Consider the following 16,171-nt stretch of genomic DNA (forward strand, 5'->3'; position numbering starts at 1 on the left):
GCTCCCGCCCGTCGGGAGCGCCACGCCGCCTCAGCTAAGGGATTACTTTGCGGAGCGCTGCCTCGAGACCTCGTACAGCGAGATCCCGACTGCCATCGATGCGTTGAGCGATTCCATGGCGGAGTCGATGGGGATCGAGACAATTTGATCGCAATTCTCGCGGACGAGCCGGCTGAGGCCCTTGCCCTCGGAGCCCACCACGATGCATACCGGTTCGGTCGCTACCGTGAGGTCAGGCAGCGATACGTCGCCGTCGCCGTCCAGCCCCAGCACGTAGATGCCCATGTTCTTGAACTGCTTGAGCGCGTTGTTGAGGTTCGACGCGCGGGCCACCGGTACGCGGACAGCGGCACCAGCGCTGGTCTTCCATGCAGAGGCCGTGACGCCCACGGAGCGACGCTCGGGGACGATAACCCCATGGCCACTGAAGGCTGAGACGGAGCGGATGATCGCGCCAAGGTTGCGGGGGTCGGTGATGCCGTCCAGCGCAACGAAGATAGGGGCGTTGGAGATGTGCCCCTTCTTCCACTTGGCGAGGGTTTCCTCGGCGAGGTCGTACGCGTCCTGGTATTCATACGGAGGGATCTGCAGGACCAGGCCTTGGTGGACGGCCTCCTCGGTCATGCGGTCCAGCTCTGGCTTCCCGGTTTCCAGGAGCGGGATACCGCGTTCGGCGGCAAGCTTGAGGGACTCCTTGACGCGATCATCCATTTCGATCCGGATGGCTACGTGCAGGGCCTTGGCAGGGATGCCTGCGCGCAGGGCTTCAACCACGGAGTTGCGGCCGGTGACCAGTTCTTCAGTAGCACGACCCTTGGGGCCGGAGCGCGCACCGGTGCCCGGACGTGCAGGGCCGCGCTTGGCGGCCGAGCGCTCCGCGAGCTGTTTGCTCTTGTACGCCTTGTGGTAGGTGCGGTCCTCCGCTTTGGGCGTGGGACCCTTGCCTTCCAGGGCCTTGCGGCCGTGGCCACCGGTTCCGGTGGAGGGGCCCTTCTTCTGCTTGACCGACCGGCGACCGTTATTGGCCATGAGTTTTCCATCCTTGATTTCGTGAGTAAGTCTGGAATCAAGTCTACTGACCCAATGCAATTCGGCCGTCGGGCCCGTTTTTCAGCCGCGCTTCAGGCTCCAGGTGGCGCCGTCCGCACCATCTTCGACTACCACCCCGGCTGCTGCGAGGGTGTCGCGAATCGCATCGGACGCCGCCCAATCCTTGGCGGACCGCGCTGCTGCACGGGCCTGGAGTTGTGCTTCCACGAGGATCTTGAGGGCATTGTGTTCGCGGCCCTGGACAGCTTCGGGTTGTTTCACGGCGTCGAGCCCAAGCACTTCGGTCATGGACAGCACGCTATACAGGGCCGCCTTGGCTGCTTCCCCGTCACCGGCGGCCAATGCGGTGTTGCCCGAGCGCACCGTTTCGTGGAGGACTCCGAGCGCTTGGGGCACGTTCAAGTCATCGTCCATGGCGGCACTGAACGCCGGCGGTATGTTCGCTTGCGGAGCAACATCCACGGTTGTCTGGAGCATGGCCGTTGCCTTGCTGATGAAACCGTCAATGCGCTCGACGGCGGCCGCAGCCTCCTGGAGGGATGTGGGCCTGTAATCCAGCACAGACCGGTAGTGAGCCTGGCCGAGGTAGTACCTGACAACGCGGGGTGAGGCGAGCTCGAGCATTTCGGCCGGGCTCACAGTATTGCCGATCGACTTGGACATTTTTTCGCCCGCGTAGGTGACCATGCCGTTGTGCATCCAGAAGTTGGCGAAGTCATCCCCGGAAGCCTGCGATTGTGCCATTTCGTTCTCGTGGTGCGGGAAGCGAAGGTCCAGTCCCCCACCGTGGATATCGAAGCGCTGGCCCAGATATTTGGTCACCATCGCCGAGCACTCGAGGTGCCATCCCGGACGGCCGGCACCCCATGGTGAATCCCAACTCGCCGAGCGTGGCTCCCCCTCTTTGTAGCCCTTCCACAAAGCGAAGTCACGAGGATCGCGTTTCCTGCTGATGAATTGAGCCTCGACGTCGGGCGCTCCCTGCATGTCGTCGATATTCTGCCGTGTCAGTGACCCGTACTTGCTCCACGATCGGACATCGAAATAGACATCACCGGAATCATCGGAGGCCGGGTAGGCGTGGCCGCGGTCAATAAGGCGCTGGATGAGGGCATGCATTTCCGGGATGTGGCCCGTGGCGCGGGGCTCGTACGTGGGGCGCTGCACGCCCAGGGAATCGTAGGCGTTCTCGAATTCCTGCTCGTAGCGGTAGGCCAGGGCCCACCACTCCTCCGCCTGGCGCGCCGTCGGTTCCAATTCCCAGTCGGGTCCGAACGACTGCGCCGACTTGGCCAGGATCTTGTCGTCAATGTCGGTGACATTGCGCACAACGGTGACCCGGATGCCACGGAACTCAAGCCAACGGGTCAGCTGGTCGAACGCGATCGCGGACCGGACGTGGCCCACGTGCGGCATCCCTTGGACGGTGGCACCGCAGTAATACACGCTCGCTTTGCCGTCTTCGAGGGGAACGAAGTCCCGGACTTCGGCGGAGGCAGTGTCATAAAAGCGCAAGGTCACCGCTCCAGATTAGCCGATGACGAGGCCCCCTCCGCCTACTTGCAGTATTGGCCTATCTTGTCGAATTGCACCTTCAGCTGTTGTTGCTGCTGTTGGGTGGTCGCTCCCAGCGAGGACGCCGCTGCCTGGTCCATGATCCCGGCCATAACCTTGATGGGCTCGCCTATTTCCGGCGCCAGTTTGCCTGCGATGTCATGGTAGTGGGCTGCGATCTGCGTGGACTGGTGCTGCTGGTTACCGTCCGGCTTGAAAGTGTCGTTATTCAGGAACTCGCAACTCGCTTTGACGTCCATGGTGGATGCTCCCGCGCAGCCACCGAGGAGGAGCGCCACAGCAGCTCCTGCTGACAGAATCGAAGTAAAGCGCACGACGCCGGTACGCGACTCAGGCATGCGGGTCACCTTCCGTTAAGGTCTGGTTGGTAGCGACGGTAACGGGATTCACAGGGTAAACGAGGGCCGTGGCCATGGCAGAAATCCCTTCGCCGCGTCCCGTAAATCCTAAACCGTCGCTGGTGGTTGCCGTGACGCTGACGGGCGCGTTCGCAGCTTCCGTCAGGACGCGCTGCGACTCTTCGCGGCGGGGCCCGAACTTCGGCCGATTGGCAACGAACTGCACTGCGACGTTCCCGATCTCGAAGCCTGCAGCGCGGACGATCCGTGCGGCTTCCCCAAGAAGGCTCACTCCGGAAGCGCCGGCAAACTCAGGGCGGTCGGTGCCAAAGTGGGTGCCAAGATCGCCTATTCCCGCCGCGGAAAAGAGTGCGTCGGCTGCCGCATGGGCTACGCAATCGCCGTCGGAATGGCCGGAAAGGCCTTGCTCGCCCTCCCAAAAGAGTCCGCCCAACCACAGCGGCTGCGGGTCTTCCGCGGGCGCAAACGCATGGACATCGATGCCAATGCCCGTGCGGGGCAGCGGCAGGTTCGCTGGGGAGTTCATCAGCCCTCAACCCACCGGATGCCGAGCGGTCCTTCGAGCAGGCCCTCGGCGATGATGAGGTCCAAAGGCGTTGTGATCTTCAGCGACTGGCTGGCACCCTGTACCGCGTGCACCGGGACGCCAAGGAGTTCCACGAGCATGGCGTCGTCGGTGACCACTGCGGTTTGCGCCTCGCTAAAAGTCCGGGCGGCCTCGTGTGCACGGCGAAGTGTTCCCAACTCGAACCCTTGCGGCGTCTGCACTGCGCGAAGCTCCTCCCGCGGAGCTGTGCCCGTGACCACCTCGGGGGCTATGGAGGCATCCGGACCGCTGGTTCCCGTCACCGTCTTGATGGTGTCGACCACCGGAATGACAGGGATGACAGACAACGCGCCGGAGGCCAAGGCATCGGCTACCCGCTGGAAAACCCGCTCGGGAGCCAGCGCGCGTGCAGCGTCGTGAACCAGGACCAGTTCAGTTCCGTCCTCCAGGGCCGCCATGGCAGCGCGGACGGAGTCCGCCCGGGAGGCTCCGCCGTCGACCACCGTTATTTCGGGGCCACCATCCACAAGGTCGATGGTGAATTCGGCAATCAACTCGCGCAAGGCTGTGTCGCCTTGGGGCACTGCGACGCATACCTGCCGCGCGACGTCGGCAGCTACCACCCCGCGCAGCGCGTGCATCAGAATGGCCTCACCACCCAAAGGAACCTGTGCTTTGGGTATGCCGTAACCGAGGCGCTCGCCAGAACCGGCGGCAACAACGATCACGGCCGAGACGGCGCGCTTGGAAGGAATGCTCATGGCCACAAGCCTACTTTGTGGCAAAAAGAAACCCGGCGGCGCTTCCGCACCACCGGGACTCAATTCTTAGGAAGCCAAGACCTCGTCAAGAACGCTTGCAGCCTTCTCTTCGTCCGTCTTTTCAGCCAAGGCAAGCTCTGAAATCAGAATTTGCCGAGCCTTGGCCAGCATCCGCTTCTCGCCTGCGGAAAGGCCGCGATCGTGATCACGACGCCAAAGGTCGCGAACGACCTCCGCCACCTTGATGACATCGCCCGAAGCGAGCTTCTCCAGGTTCGCCTTGTAACGACGTGACCAGTTAGTGGGCTCTTCGGTGAACTCGGCACGAAGAACGTCAAAAACGTGCTCCAAGCCTTCTTTGCCCACTACGTCCCGAACCCCAACCAGGTCAACGTTCTCTGCTGGAACTTCAATGGTCAGATCACCCTGAGCCACCTTGAGCTTGAGATACATCTTCTCTTCGCCCTTGATGGTGCGCATCTTGATTTCCTCAATTTTTGCTGCACCGTGGTGAGGGTAAACTACTGTTTCGCCGACCTCAAAAACCATGTGGACTTTCCCCTTTCCCGCAGATTAGTCTATCACGTTTAAGGCATACGACTGGCACCCGGAACAGCGCTTCACCCGCGCCATTACTGGGAAGCAGGCCCACAAAGGGTTCCTCCAAGGTCTTGACGTAGCGGAAGAAAGATGCATTAAGTCGGATACGCTCCCGACCGATTCATTCCCGCTATCGACCGTTTCTGGCCGGACGAGCGCGCCATAAAGGCCGCCCGAATCCTTCTTTTGAGGCGTTTGCCGATAGGCTATGGCTGAAAAGTGTTCCAATGACTCTTGAGGAGTAGGTGTCGTGCGCAATACTGCGATGAACCCTGTCCAGCGCGGCAAGCTGGCAATTGCGGCGGCTGCAATCGGCGTCGGTCTTCTGTCCGTTACCGGCTGTGGATTTACCAACGCCCAGCAGACTTCCCACCAGTACTCACCATCTGACGGGCTCAGGGCTGATCTCGGCCAGTTGCAACTGCGCAACATGTTGATTGTTGCCGCAGGCGAGCACCAGCCGGGCCGTGTGATCGGCGCCGTCTTCAACCAGTCCGCCTCCGATGCCACCCTGACCATCAGCGGTGCCGACGGCGGCCAAGCTGAAATCCCGGTCAAAGCCAAGTCCGAGACCTACCTGAACGAAGACTCGACCGCCGTCATCTTGAGCAACGCAGGCTCAGCTCCCGGCGGCCTGGCCCAAGTGACGATCCGCAGCGGGTCGGACACGGCCAAGATGAACATCCCCGTGGTCAATGGCACGCTTCCTGAGTACAAGCAGTACTTGCCCACGAGTTCTGCCAACCCCAGCAGCACATCGTCCTCTTCAAGCACGTCTTCATCGAGCACGTCTTCCTCGAGCACGTCCCCCTCGGCAGGCACGACGCCTTCCGCAACCGCGAAGCCGTAGCTCTCGGTCTTGGTCTGAGAGGACCTCGCCTGAGGGTCCTCGCCTGAGAGGTCAGGAAGCAAGGGATACAGCGCACAAAAGGGTCCCGCCGTTGTGAACTTCACATCGGCGGGACCCTTTTTGCTGTCTATGGTTAGGGCTCGAACTTGTAGCCCAAGCCCCGCACCGTCACCAAGTACCGGGGAACGGAGGGGTCCGGCTCAATTTTGCTCCGAAGCCTCTTCACGTGGACGTCCAGGGTCTTGGTGTCGCCAACATAGTCCGAACCCCATACCCGATCGATCAACTGACCACGGGTCAGCACGCGTCCGGAGTTGCGGAGAAGCATTTCGAGCAGTTCGAACTCCTTCAACGGCAAGGAAACCTGCTCGCCATTGACGCTGACCACGTGGCGTTCGATGTCCATCCGAACAGGACCCGCCTGGACCGTGGCGGTGATCAGTTCTTCCGGCTCGCCTTGGCGGCGGAGGACCGCACGGACGCGGGCCACCAGTTCCCGGGAGGAATAGGGCTTGGTGACGTAATCATCGGCGCCGAGCTCCAGCCCCACGACCTTGTCGATCTCCGAATCCTTTGCCGTGAGCATGATGACGGGAACACTGGATCGCTGGCGTAACTGGCGGCAAACTTCAGTTCCAGGGGTTCCGGGCAGTTGCAGGTCAAGTAGGACAAGATCTGCACCGTTGCGGTCAAACTCGACGATGGCATCGGTGCCGTTGTCCACCACTTCGACGTCGAACCCTTCTTTGCCCAAAAGGTAGGACAGTGGGTCACTGAAGGACTCTTCGTCCTCCACAATCAAAATCCGGCTCAAGCGCTGGCTCCTTGCTCTTGGGCGCTACTGGCGCCCCCTTGTTGGCTTTGCTGCAGGTTTTGCTCCACCGAGCGGGTGGACCGACCCGGCTCCTGGGAGCGCGGACCGCCGTCGTGCTCCCTGTCCTGTGCCTCTGCACCGTCAGGCTCTTGGCCTTCCATCTCCGGGAGGCGAATAGTGAAAGTTGAGCCTTGGCCAGGCTGGGACCAGACGGTCACCTCGCCGCCATGGTTGGATACGACGTGTTTGACGATACTCAGCCCCAGGCCCGTGCCGCCTGTATGCCTGGAACGTGCCGAATCCACGCGGTAGAAACGTTCGAACACACGTTCTTGGTCCTCGGGCGTCAGGCCCTCGCCTTGGTCCGTGACCGAGATGGCGACGACGCCCTCCCGGGTCCTGACCCCCACACCGACACGCGTGTTCTCGGGAGAGTATCGGATGGCGTTGTCGATCAAGTTGCGGAGGGCAGTAACCAGGAGGTCGCGGTCCCCGAAGACCAAGGAGTCCACGCGACCGCCCACCACGATCTGTATGTCTTTGCTTTCGGCCGGCAGTTGGGACCTGTCGACAGCCTCGTTGATCACCATGTTGATATCAACGGCATTTCCCTGCTGCGCAACGTTGGTTCCCTGCAGGCGGGAGAGCTCGATGATGTCCTGGACCAACGCTGCCAGGCGTCCGGATTCCTTGTGCATGCGTTTGGCAAAACGCCTCACGGCTTCCTCGTCATCCGGAGACGCTTCAAGGGCCTCGGCAAGGAGGGAGATGGCGCCGACGGGGGTTTTGAGCTCGTGGGACACGTTGGCAACGAAGTCGTTACGGATCTCCTCGGTGCGGGTGATCTCGGTGCGGTCGTCCGCCAGTAAAACGATGTACTCCCAGCCGAGCATGGCCGCCCGGACCTGGACCACGATGGTCCCCTTGCCGAGCGGACCGCGCGGGAGCTCGTACTGTTCCTCCAGGATCACGCCATCGCGGCGGACCTTCGCTGTCATGTCCAAGAGTTGCTTGTGGACCACGGTATGCCCGCGAACCAAACCGTAGGCGTAGGCCGCGGGACTGGCCCGGACGACGCCGTCGACCGCATCCACCACCACAAAAGCGCGCCCGACGACGGCGAGCACTTCCGCTGCACCTTCAGGCAGCAGTGGCTCGGTCACGTCAAGGTCCACGATGCTGCGCTGGCGTTCACTGATCCTGAAAGCGAGCACGCCAAAGACGCCCAAAGACAAGCCCACCAGGCCTGCGACGACACCTATAAGCAACGGATCCACGTGTTCAGCTTATGCTGTGTACAGAGGCCGAAGTCATTGATCCGAGCCAAAAACGGTGGGTTCAGCTAACGTTCACCTAAAGGTGTCGAACAGTTCACTGGGCCCTGACACAGTTACTCGTTGGACTACCCATGGTTTTTGAAATGCGGCCCGGGACGGGACCGGATTTCCAAGGAAAGGACGCCTTAGTGCGCAAGGTTTTTCAGGAGGAGCTCACCCAGGTAGGTGACGACCTCATCGAGATCTCCAAGTTGGTTCATGAAGCCATCACGAAAGCCACGACGTCCTTCGAAGGCGCCGATGTGGACTTGGCCCAAGATGTCATCGCCGCAGACGCGCGTATCGACTTCCTCCAGAACAGCCTGGACGAGCGGGCAATCGACATCCTGGCCCTGCAGGGCCCGGTGGCAAGCGACCTCCGCATGATCGTTGGTTCGTTGCGCATGAGCGCATCACTTGAGCGCATGGGTGACCTGGCACGCCACGTGGCCCAGCTGGCCCGCCTCCGCTACCCGGCAACCGTGATCCCCGCCTCGCTGACCCAGACTTTCAAGGCCATGGCGCAGCACGACATCGACATCACGGCCAAGGTCACTGAGCTTCTGGAAACGCGAGACCTTGAAGTTGCCCGTGACGTCCTGAAGATCAACATCGCCTTGGACGATCTCCACCTCAGCGTCTTCAAGGCCATCGCCTCCCCGGACTGGAACGAATCCGCTTCCACCACTGTGGACGTGGCCCTGGCCAGCCGCTACTTCGAGCGCTTCGCAGACCACGGCGTTTCCGTTGCCCGCAAGGTCACCTACCTGGTCACCGGAGAATGGCAGCCTGAGGGCTTCTAGCCTTCCGTATTACAGGCTTATGCAGCCTTATACGGGCTTAACGACGACGACGGCGGCCGGTCACCTTGGTGACCGGCCGCCGTCGTTTGGCTTACTTTTTGCCCTTATTTTTTGCCTTGGTTGGCCACGGCGAGGATGGCCTGCTCTGCTGCTTCGGGGTCCAAGTAGGTTCCACCCGGGTTGACCGGCTTGAAGTCCTCATCCAGTTCGTACACTAGCGGGATGCCCGTGGGAATGTTCAGGGAGGCAATCGCTTCGTCGCTGATCCCGTCCAGGTGCTTTACCAGCGCGCGCAACGAGTTGCCGTGGGCAGTGACCAGGACGGTCTTGCCGGCCTTGAGATCTTCCTTGATGTCCGATTCCCAGTACGGGAGCAACCGGACCAGGACGTCCTTAAGGCACTCGGTGCGTGGCAAGGCGTCGCCGAGGTCTGCGTAGCGGGGGTCATGTGCCTGGGAGAACTCGCTGTCGTCTGACAGGGGCGGCGGCGGGGTGTCGTAGCTGCGGCGCCATTCCATGAACTGCTCTTCACCGAACTCGGCGAGGGTCTGGGCCTTGTCCTTGCCCTGCAAGGCGCCGTAGTGGCGCTCGTTAAGGCGCCAATCCCGCTTGACCGGGATCCAGCCGCGGTTGGCCTTATCAAGTGCCATGTTGGCGGTGTTGATGGCACGCTTCAGGAGCGAAGTGTAGAGGACGTCCGGGAGGATGTTGTTCTCAACCAGGAGCTCTCCCCCGCGCACTGCTTCTTCGCGGCCTTGGTCATTCAGGTCAACGTCCACCCAACCGGTGAACAGGTTCTTGGCGTTCCAGTCGCTGTGGCCGTGGCGCAGCAGAATCAGCTTGTAAGTCATGCTTTTCATCCTATCCGAGCGTCGCTATGCGCCGCCGGGCGTTACGTCGGGCAACGGAATCCTGCACCCGGCGATAATGTTGTGGTTGTGGTGCAAAAAGCGGAACGGGTGGGCTCTCCCCGCAGTCGGGGCGGCAAACCGGTTGGAAACATCACCCGCGGAACCACCAACCCCAACCGCATGCGCAGGCTGGACCGCTGGCTCGCCGGTCCGCAGGCGTGGCGGCTGCGCGCCGCCGTCGACCCTCTTGTGGTGGATCTTGGCTACGGCGCCTCGCCGACTACCGCCGTCGAACTTTTTGAACGTTTGCGTGCCGTCCGGGCGGATGTCCGGGTGTGTGGGATCGAGATCGAGCCGGACCGGGTCCGCAGTGCACGAGCCCTTGAACGGCCCGGACTCAGTTTCCATCTGGGCGGCTTTGAGCTTCCGGTGGCAGGGAGTCCGGTGCTGGTGCGCGCGTTCAACGTGCTGCGGCAGTACGAGGAAGCGGACGTCCAAGGGATCTGGAGTTTGGTGCAGTCCCGCTTGGCGCCGGGAGGGCTGTTCATCGACGGCACCTCCGACGAGATCGGACGACGCGTCACGTGGGTAGCGCTGGGTCCGGAACGCCCGTTGAGCCTTAGCTTCTCGGTGCGGTTCGGCAGCTTCGAACTGCCCTCCGAGGTTGCTGAACGGCTGCCCAAGGCGCTCATCCATCGCAACGTACCGGGAGAACCGATCCATGCGTTCCTGCAGGCCATGGACAAAGCGTGGCTGGACGCGGCCCCCTTGGCATCATTCGGGAACCGACAGCGGTGGACTGGAATGTGCCGTTCACTGCACGACGCCGGATGGCCCCTTCAGGATGGCCCCGCCCGGTGGCGCCTCGGTGAACTGACGGTGGCGTGGGAAGCGGTAGCGCCCCGGTAAAGGTGGCGAACGGGAGCTTCTCCGCAATAGGCCGAACGAGCCCCTCACTACGCCGTATGGTGGAACGAAAGACGCTAATACCGGGCAAGCGAGGAAGCGGTGAAGCAGTGCCACATCTGACCATCGACGAATTACTGGCAGAGAGCCGCATAGGGCTCGACCGCGTTCACCCGTCCGACCTTGAACGGGAGATGGCAGCGGGCGCCCTGGTTGTTGACACGCGGCCGGTAGATCAACGGAACCGGGACGGCGAGCTTCCGGGGGCGGTGGTCATCGACCGCAACGTCCTCGAGTGGCGACTCGATCCCTCCAGCTCCCACCGGCTGCCGATTGCGGACGACCCCGCTCGGCGCATCGTGATCGTCTGCAATGAGGGGTACAGCTCAAGCCTGGCCGCGCACACCTTGCAACGGCTGGGGCTGACACTTGCCACCGACCTTATCGGAGGATTCCAGGCCTGGGCAGCCCTGCGGAAGCAGTCCGACTAAACGCTGTTTACCAAGGGCCGAGCGCTGTTTACCACGGGCCGTACGGACCGACATTGCGGTTGCCGCCGCTGCCCGCTTCCCGCAGTGCCGGGCGGACATCGGCGAGGTAGACGCTGGCCGCGGTGACGGCCGCAATACCGAACAGCCCCAGGCCGTTGCCCCCGGTCAGGACCGTCAAAGCCCCGACCGCCATCGAAAAGCCGGTAAGGGCCAACCAGAAAGTCTTGGTGCGCTTGGACGCCGCCACGTACAGCGTGGGGCGGTGGCGCAAGCAATCCACGAACGCCCACAGTTCCAAGGCAAGGGCGACCAGGCCAAGGATGAAGTAGATCCCGTTGGTGACATAGGCGATCAAGAGTTTTCCGTCCACGCCCCAAGCCTAGCTGTCCAGCGACTTCAGCGCCTGCTCGAGGTCAGACCAGAGGTCCTCCACGTTCTCGATCCCCACGCTGAGCCTGACCAGGTTTTCAGGAACGCTGTGCGGCTCTGCCGCGTGCCGGCGTCGTCGTTCAATGAGTGACTCAACGCCTCCCAAGGAAGTTGCCGGCAACCACAGCTGCAGGGCGCGCACCACATCGTCGGCAGCATCGGCGCCGCTGCGGTGTTGGTCTCCAGCAATCTGGATGCAAAGGATGGAGCCGAATCCCTTCATCTGCTGCTTCGCCCGCTCATGTCCCGGATCTGTTGCCAGGCCCGGGTAGCGAATGGCCTCGACGCGGGGGTGGGTGCTGAGCCGTTCAGCAAGCGTTGCCGCGGAAGCCTGCGAGCGCTCAATCCGGAGCGCAAGCGTACGCAGGCCGCGGAGGGCCAGCCACGCCTCGAACGGCCCGGCGATACCACCGTGGATGATGCGGTGGTGCAGCAGTGTGGCCCTCAGCTCCGGGTTGGATGTCACCAAAGCGCCAAGGACGACGTCGGAATGCCCGGCCAGGTACTTGGTCACCGAGTGAAGTACGACGTCGGAACCTAGTTTGAGGGGTTGTTGAACCAAAGGGGTGGAGAAGGTGTTGTCCGTGACCACGATGGCGCCAACTGAGTGCGCGGCATCGGTCAGCGCGCGGACGTCGGCGATGCCGAGCATCGGGTTTGTGGGGCTCTCCAGCCACAGCAAGTCCGCTTTCTTGCCATTGTCCGGTGCAAGCAGCGCCTTCACGGCGTCCGTGTCCGCGATATCTACGGTGCGCAGCTCCAGGAAGCCTTTCTCGGCGAGCTCCGTGGCCATGACCAAAGAGCCTGCGTAGCTGTGGGAGGGCATGACCACCACGCCTCCGGCAGGGACAAGCGAGAGTGCCGAACTGACGGCTGCCAAGCCGGACGCGTAAAGCAGGCCGGGAAGAGCCGCGCCCTCCAGGGTTGCGAGGGCTTCTTCGAAGGGGTCCCATGTGGGGTTGGCATAACGTCCGTAACCGCGATCACCCTCACCCAACTGCCCAGTGCCGAAGTATGTGGAGGACAGGACGATCGGCGGGTTCACCGGTTCATCGTGGGAACGTTCCGGCCGCCCAGCCGCAACCACAACGGTTTCCGGGGACAGTTCGGCGGCTTGCTGCTCGGAGAGGCTCATGTTGCCAGCGTAACCGCGGGCGCGCCTGTGGACGAAAGCCATGACAGACCGTCCAACTCGGTAGTCTAGACGAGTGAGTATTCAGAGCGCAGGTCTTTTCATCGCCTTCGAAGGCGGGGACGGTGCGGGCAAGTCAACCCAGGCCGCCCGGCTCTCTGAAACCCTCGAATCGCGCGGACTCAAGGTGCTGCGGACGCGGGAGCCCGGCGGAACGCCCATCGGGGAGAAACTGCGGTCCCTCGTGCTGGATCACGGGCATGGAACCATAGATGCCCGCACCGAGGCCCTCATGTTCGCGGCCGCCCGGGCTGCCCACACGCACCAAGTAATCCGGCCAGCCCTTGAGAACGGCACTGTGGTGATTACCGACCGCTACATAGATTCGTCGGTCGCCTATCAGGGCATTGGCCGCGGGTTGGGTGCCGAGGGCGTCTCCACGCTCAACCATTGGGCCACCGAGGGCCTTCACCCGGACCTGACGGTGCTTCTCGACGTCGACCCCGCCCACGCGCGCCAACGCCGCACCGCCGGCGAGGCCTCCGAAGACCGGTTGGAATCCGAACCTGATGCTTTCCATTCGGCCATACGTAATGCGTTCTTGGACCTGGCTGAGGCCAACCCTTCCCGCTACTTGGTGCTTGCGGCAGATGGTGACATGGGGACGCTCGCGGCGCAGATCCTTGCACGGGTGGACTCGCTGTTGTCCGAGCTGGCGCCGCGTGAACACGTTCCGGGCGGGTGCCCATGAGTGTCTGGGACGATCTCCAAGGCCAAGCACCTGTGGTGGAACAGCTCCGCAAGGCAGCCCAAAGCGAGTCCGGCCTCACGCACGCGTGGCTTTTCACGGGACCGCCGGGTTCAGGGCGTTCGAATGCCGCCAAGGCCTTTGCTGCAGCGCTGAATTGCGAGAAGGATGATGTCACGCAGCGCGGTTGCGGCGAATGTACGGCGTGCCACACGATCCTGGGCGAGACCCATCCTGACGTGACGTTCGTGCGCACTGAGAAAGTCACCATCACCATCGATGAAGCCCGCTCGCTCGTTTCCAAGGCCGGCGACCGCCCCGCCACCGGCAGGTGGCGGATTGTGGTGGTTGAAGACGCGGACCGCATGGCTGAGCGCACCACCAACGTCCTGCTCAAAGCGATCGAGGAACCCACACCACGCACCATCTGGATGCTGTGCGCTCCCTCACCGGCGGACGTCCTGGTGACGATCCGTTCCCGGTGCCGTCCGGTGAGCTTGCGCCTTCCGCCAGCCTCCGACGTCGCCGATCTCCTGGTGAGGCGCGACGGCGTCGATCCTGGACTGGCGCAGCAGGCCGCACGAGCCGCCCAAAGCCATATCGGCATCGCGCGGCGACTGGCCCGGGACGCCGAGGCCAGGCAGCGCCGCACGGAAACGGTCCGCATACCGCTTGGCCTCAGGGGCGTTACCGCAGCTGTGATGATGGCCGAGAAACTCGTCAAGATCGCCACCGACGAAGCCAACAGCTCCAACGATGAACGCGATGCTGCCGAGAAGATTGCCCTTCTGGCCAACTTGGGCGCACCCGAGTCAGGAACTTTGCCGCCATCCATGCGCAGCCAGGTCAAGCAGCTCGAGGACGACCAGAAGCGGCGCGCCAAACGGTCCATCACTGACTCCCTGGACCGGACCCTGACCGATCTGTTGTCGTTTTATCGGGACGTGTTGATCATCCAGTTGGGGAACGCCGTAGACCTGGTCAACGCTGACCTCGGCGCCGAGCTGGCCGACTACGCAGGCCGTTCTACGCCGGAAACCACCCTCGCCAGGATGGATGCGATCAACAAAGCCCGGGTCCGTATTACCACCACTAATGTGGCCCCGCTGTTGGCAGTCGAGTCCATGGCCACAAGCCTGATCCAGCAATAGGAGAATCCATGACGTCCGCACGACGCCGGCCTGCCGGCAACCCCTTTCGGGGCCGGCCTGGCCAGTCCGAAGGCGCCAGTGGGCGCCGCAGGACACTGGCTGCCGTGGTCATTGCGCTTGCTTCTGCGCTGGTGTTCAGCGCTTGCTCGCTGCCGTTCCTGCCTTCCCCTACTGCGAAGCCGACCACCAATACTGTTGATCCTTCCGTCGCGGCATCGGCTCCCAAAGGCCTTGAAAGTTTCTACTCCCAGACAGTGGAGTGGACATCCTGCGACAACGGCTTGCAGTGCGGAACAGTGCGGGTTCCATTGGATTACGCCAACCCCGGCTCGGGCGAGATCTCATTAGCCGTCAACAAGCTGCCGAGCACCGGGAAGAAGCTCGGATCCATCCTGGTCAACCCAGGCGGCCCCGGTGGTTCCGGAGTTGATTTCGTGCGGGACGCCGGCAGCACACACTTCACCGCAAAGCTCCGGTCCAGCTATGATCTTGTGGGTTTTGACCCCCGGGGAGTTAAGCGGTCGGCCCCGGTGAAGTGCATGAGCGACGCCGAGCGGGATGCCGCCCGTGCAAAGGTCTTCCACGAGAACACTGATGAGGGACTCGCAGCTGCGCTAGCCTTCAACAAGTCCACCGCTGAGCAGTGTGCCCAGCAGACAGGGGCCGTGCTGGGACACGTTGATACGGTCAGTGCAGCAAAGGACCTCGACATTTTGCGGGCCATCACCAACCAGTCCAAACTGAACTACCTCGGCTTCTCGTACGGGACGTTCCTGGGCTCCACCTACGCCTCGTTGTTCCCTGACAATGTGGGCCGTGTGGTTCTGGACGGCGCAGTGGACCCGTCCATCAGCAACGCAGAATTGACCGCCGGACAAGCCCGAGCCTTCGAACAAGCCATCCACACCTACGTTGCTGACTGCCTCCGCCAGAGTTCATGCCCGCTCAGTGGTTCGGTGGATAACGGAGTACAGGAAATCAGGGACCTCATCCAGTCCATCAACCAGAATCCGCAGACCGCCAAGGACGGGCGCCGGGTGACCGTCTCGGACTTCATTAACGGCATCATCCTGCCCCTGTATGACAACCAAAGCTGGCCCGCGCTGACCCAGGCACTCCAGGGCGCGCTGTCCGGTGACGTGTCCCAAATGATGCGGATTGCCGATCTCGGCGCTGACCGTGATCCTAATGGGAGTTACACCTCCAACTCGGCCTTCGCGTTCCAAGCTGTCAACTGCCTCGACTATCCGATGATCACGGACACCCCCGGGATGCGCGCGGAAGAAGCAAGCCTCCTGAAGGACTCCCCTACCTTCGGCGAGTTCTTTGCTTACGGCGGGGTGACATGCAAGGACTGGCCCTACAAGAACACGCGGACCCCCGCGCCCGTGAACTACGCAGGCTCGGCCCCGATCGTTGTGGTTGGCACCACGGGTGATCCCGCAACCCCTTATGAGTGGGCGCAGTCATTACGCAAGCAATTGGGAAACGCTTCCTTGGTCACCTGGCAAGGCGAGGGGCACACAGCCTACGGTCGCTCGAATTCCTGCGTCAGCTCCGCCGTCGACAACTACTTCATTGACGGAACCCTCCCGCAGGACGGCGTCAAATGCTAGCTGGCGCGGTGGTCCCCGTTCCATAAGGAACCGCGTTGGGGGCACTGGTGACACTGGCAGCAACACGATACCGGCACCATTTCGAGTCGGGAGCAGCGGGAGCCGCATCCGGGGCGCCGTCGGTGAGCTTCGCATCGACGTCCGCCGGTTCATTTACCTGAATCGAAGTCAC

At 62.6% G+C, this 16,171-nt stretch carries 18 protein-coding genes; 7 read left to right on the forward strand and 11 right to left on the reverse strand.

What is annotated here, in order from left to right; translation table 11 throughout:
• Window positions 1-42 precede the first annotated feature (42 nt).
• From rlmB to QRN42_RS10080, 6 genes are all read right to left on the reverse strand, one after another.
• Window positions 43-1,029: a 23S rRNA (guanosine(2251)-2'-O)-methyltransferase RlmB gene (rlmB, locus tag QRN42_RS10055; protein WP_284977271.1), complete on the reverse strand. Its 987-nt coding sequence runs from the start codon at window positions 1,027-1,029 to the stop codon at window positions 43-45.
• A gap of 81 nt (window positions 1,030-1,110) precedes the next feature.
• The gene (cysS, locus tag QRN42_RS10060; protein WP_284979056.1) at window positions 1,111-2,571 is read right to left on the reverse strand and encodes a cysteine--tRNA ligase; all 1,461 of its coding nucleotides are present in this window, start codon (window positions 2,569-2,571) and stop codon (window positions 1,111-1,113) included.
• Window positions 2,572-2,606: 35 nt separating this feature from the next.
• Window positions 2,607-2,963: a hypothetical protein gene (locus QRN42_RS10065; protein WP_284977269.1), complete on the reverse strand. Its 357-nt coding sequence runs from the start codon at window positions 2,961-2,963 to the stop codon at window positions 2,607-2,609.
• A complete protein-coding gene (ispF, locus tag QRN42_RS10070) occupies window positions 2,956-3,510 on the reverse strand; it encodes a 2-C-methyl-D-erythritol 2,4-cyclodiphosphate synthase (RefSeq protein WP_284977268.1) in 555 nt (184 codons plus the stop codon). The genes QRN42_RS10065 and ispF overlap by 8 nt, the downstream gene beginning before the upstream one ends.
• On the reverse strand, window positions 3,510-4,292 hold the full coding sequence (gene ispD / locus QRN42_RS10075; RefSeq protein WP_284979057.1) for a 2-C-methyl-D-erythritol 4-phosphate cytidylyltransferase: 783 nt from the start codon (window positions 4,290-4,292) through the stop codon (window positions 3,510-3,512). The genes ispF and ispD overlap by 1 nt, the downstream gene beginning before the upstream one ends.
• Before the next feature lie 66 nt (window positions 4,293-4,358).
• A complete protein-coding gene (locus tag QRN42_RS10080; protein ID WP_011690592.1) occupies window positions 4,359-4,841 on the reverse strand; it encodes a CarD family transcriptional regulator in 483 nt (160 codons plus the stop codon).
• A 316-nt stretch (window positions 4,842-5,157) separates the two neighbouring features.
• On the opposite strand from QRN42_RS10080, the gene QRN42_RS10085 reads away from it, so the two are divergent.
• Window positions 5,158-5,742 carry a hypothetical protein gene (locus QRN42_RS10085; protein WP_284979436.1) on the forward strand — a complete coding sequence of 195 codons (585 nt, stop codon included), beginning with the start codon at window positions 5,158-5,160 and terminating at the stop codon, window positions 5,740-5,742.
• Window positions 5,743-5,875: 133 nt separating this feature from the next.
• Here QRN42_RS10085 and QRN42_RS10090 read toward each other — a convergent pair whose 3' ends face one another.
• Both QRN42_RS10090 and QRN42_RS10095 read right to left on the reverse strand, forming a co-directional pair.
• On the reverse strand, window positions 5,876-6,556 hold the full coding sequence (locus QRN42_RS10090) for a winged helix-turn-helix domain-containing protein (RefSeq protein ID WP_284977266.1): 681 nt from the start codon (window positions 6,554-6,556) through the stop codon (window positions 5,876-5,878).
• The gene (locus QRN42_RS10095; protein ID WP_284979437.1) at window positions 6,553-7,824 is read right to left on the reverse strand and encodes a sensor histidine kinase; all 1,272 of its coding nucleotides are present in this window, start codon (window positions 7,822-7,824) and stop codon (window positions 6,553-6,555) included. Before QRN42_RS10095 ends, QRN42_RS10090 begins: the two co-directional genes overlap by 4 nt.
• 197 nt (window positions 7,825-8,021) lie before the next feature.
• Here QRN42_RS10095 and phoU point away from each other — a divergent pair, with 197 nt between their 5' ends.
• On the forward strand, window positions 8,022-8,675 hold the full coding sequence (phoU, locus tag QRN42_RS10100) for a phosphate signaling complex protein PhoU (RefSeq protein ID WP_284979058.1): 654 nt from the start codon (window positions 8,022-8,024) through the stop codon (window positions 8,673-8,675).
• A gap of 104 nt (window positions 8,676-8,779) precedes the next feature.
• Here the strand turns inward: phoU and QRN42_RS10105 are convergent, their stop codons facing one another.
• Entirely contained in the window at window positions 8,780-9,526 is a 747-nt protein-coding gene (locus QRN42_RS10105; protein WP_284979059.1) for a phosphoglyceromutase, read from the reverse strand.
• Window positions 9,527-9,613: 87 nt separating this feature from the next.
• On the opposite strand from QRN42_RS10105, the gene QRN42_RS10110 reads away from it, so the two are divergent.
• Together QRN42_RS10110 and QRN42_RS10115 are read left to right on the forward strand one after the other, a co-directional pair.
• Complete coding sequence (locus QRN42_RS10110; protein WP_284979060.1) at window positions 9,614-10,435, forward strand: class I SAM-dependent methyltransferase; 822 nt, start codon at window positions 9,614-9,616, stop codon at window positions 10,433-10,435.
• Window positions 10,436-10,542: 107 nt separating this feature from the next.
• Window positions 10,543-10,923 (forward strand): rhodanese-like domain-containing protein, encoded by a 381-nt coding sequence (locus QRN42_RS10115; RefSeq protein WP_284979061.1) that lies wholly within the window; start codon window positions 10,543-10,545, stop codon window positions 10,921-10,923.
• Window positions 10,924-10,951: 28 nt separating this feature from the next.
• Here the strand turns inward: QRN42_RS10115 and QRN42_RS10120 are convergent, their stop codons facing one another.
• Together QRN42_RS10120 and QRN42_RS10125 are read right to left on the reverse strand one after the other, a co-directional pair.
• Window positions 10,952-11,293 (reverse strand): DUF2516 family protein, encoded by a 342-nt coding sequence (locus QRN42_RS10120; RefSeq protein WP_284977261.1) that lies wholly within the window; start codon window positions 11,291-11,293, stop codon window positions 10,952-10,954.
• 9 nt (window positions 11,294-11,302) lie between these two features.
• Window positions 11,303-12,487 carry a trans-sulfuration enzyme family protein gene (locus QRN42_RS10125; RefSeq protein ID WP_284979062.1) on the reverse strand — a complete coding sequence of 395 codons (1,185 nt, stop codon included), beginning with the start codon at window positions 12,485-12,487 and terminating at the stop codon, window positions 11,303-11,305.
• Between the two features lie 73 nt (window positions 12,488-12,560).
• Between QRN42_RS10125 and tmk the strand changes: the two genes are divergently transcribed.
• From tmk to QRN42_RS10140, 3 genes are read left to right on the forward strand one after another with little or no spacing between them, the layout of a single operon-like run.
• Window positions 12,561-13,235 carry a dTMP kinase gene (gene tmk, locus QRN42_RS10130; RefSeq protein ID WP_284979063.1) on the forward strand — a complete coding sequence of 225 codons (675 nt, stop codon included), beginning with the start codon at window positions 12,561-12,563 and terminating at the stop codon, window positions 13,233-13,235.
• Entirely contained in the window at window positions 13,232-14,383 is a 1,152-nt protein-coding gene (locus QRN42_RS10135) for a DNA polymerase III subunit delta' (RefSeq protein WP_284979064.1), read from the forward strand. The genes tmk and QRN42_RS10135 overlap by 4 nt, the downstream gene beginning before the upstream one ends.
• Before the next feature lie 8 nt (window positions 14,384-14,391).
• Window positions 14,392-15,999, forward strand: a complete 1,608-nt coding sequence (locus tag QRN42_RS10140) for an alpha/beta hydrolase (RefSeq protein ID WP_284979066.1) — start codon at window positions 14,392-14,394, stop codon at window positions 15,997-15,999.
• Window positions 16,000-16,171 lie beyond the last annotated feature (172 nt).

It is taken from the genome of Arthrobacter sp. fls2-241-R2A-200 (assembly GCF_030209745.1).
Classification (GTDB): Bacteria; Actinomycetota; Actinomycetes; order Actinomycetales; family Micrococcaceae; genus Arthrobacter.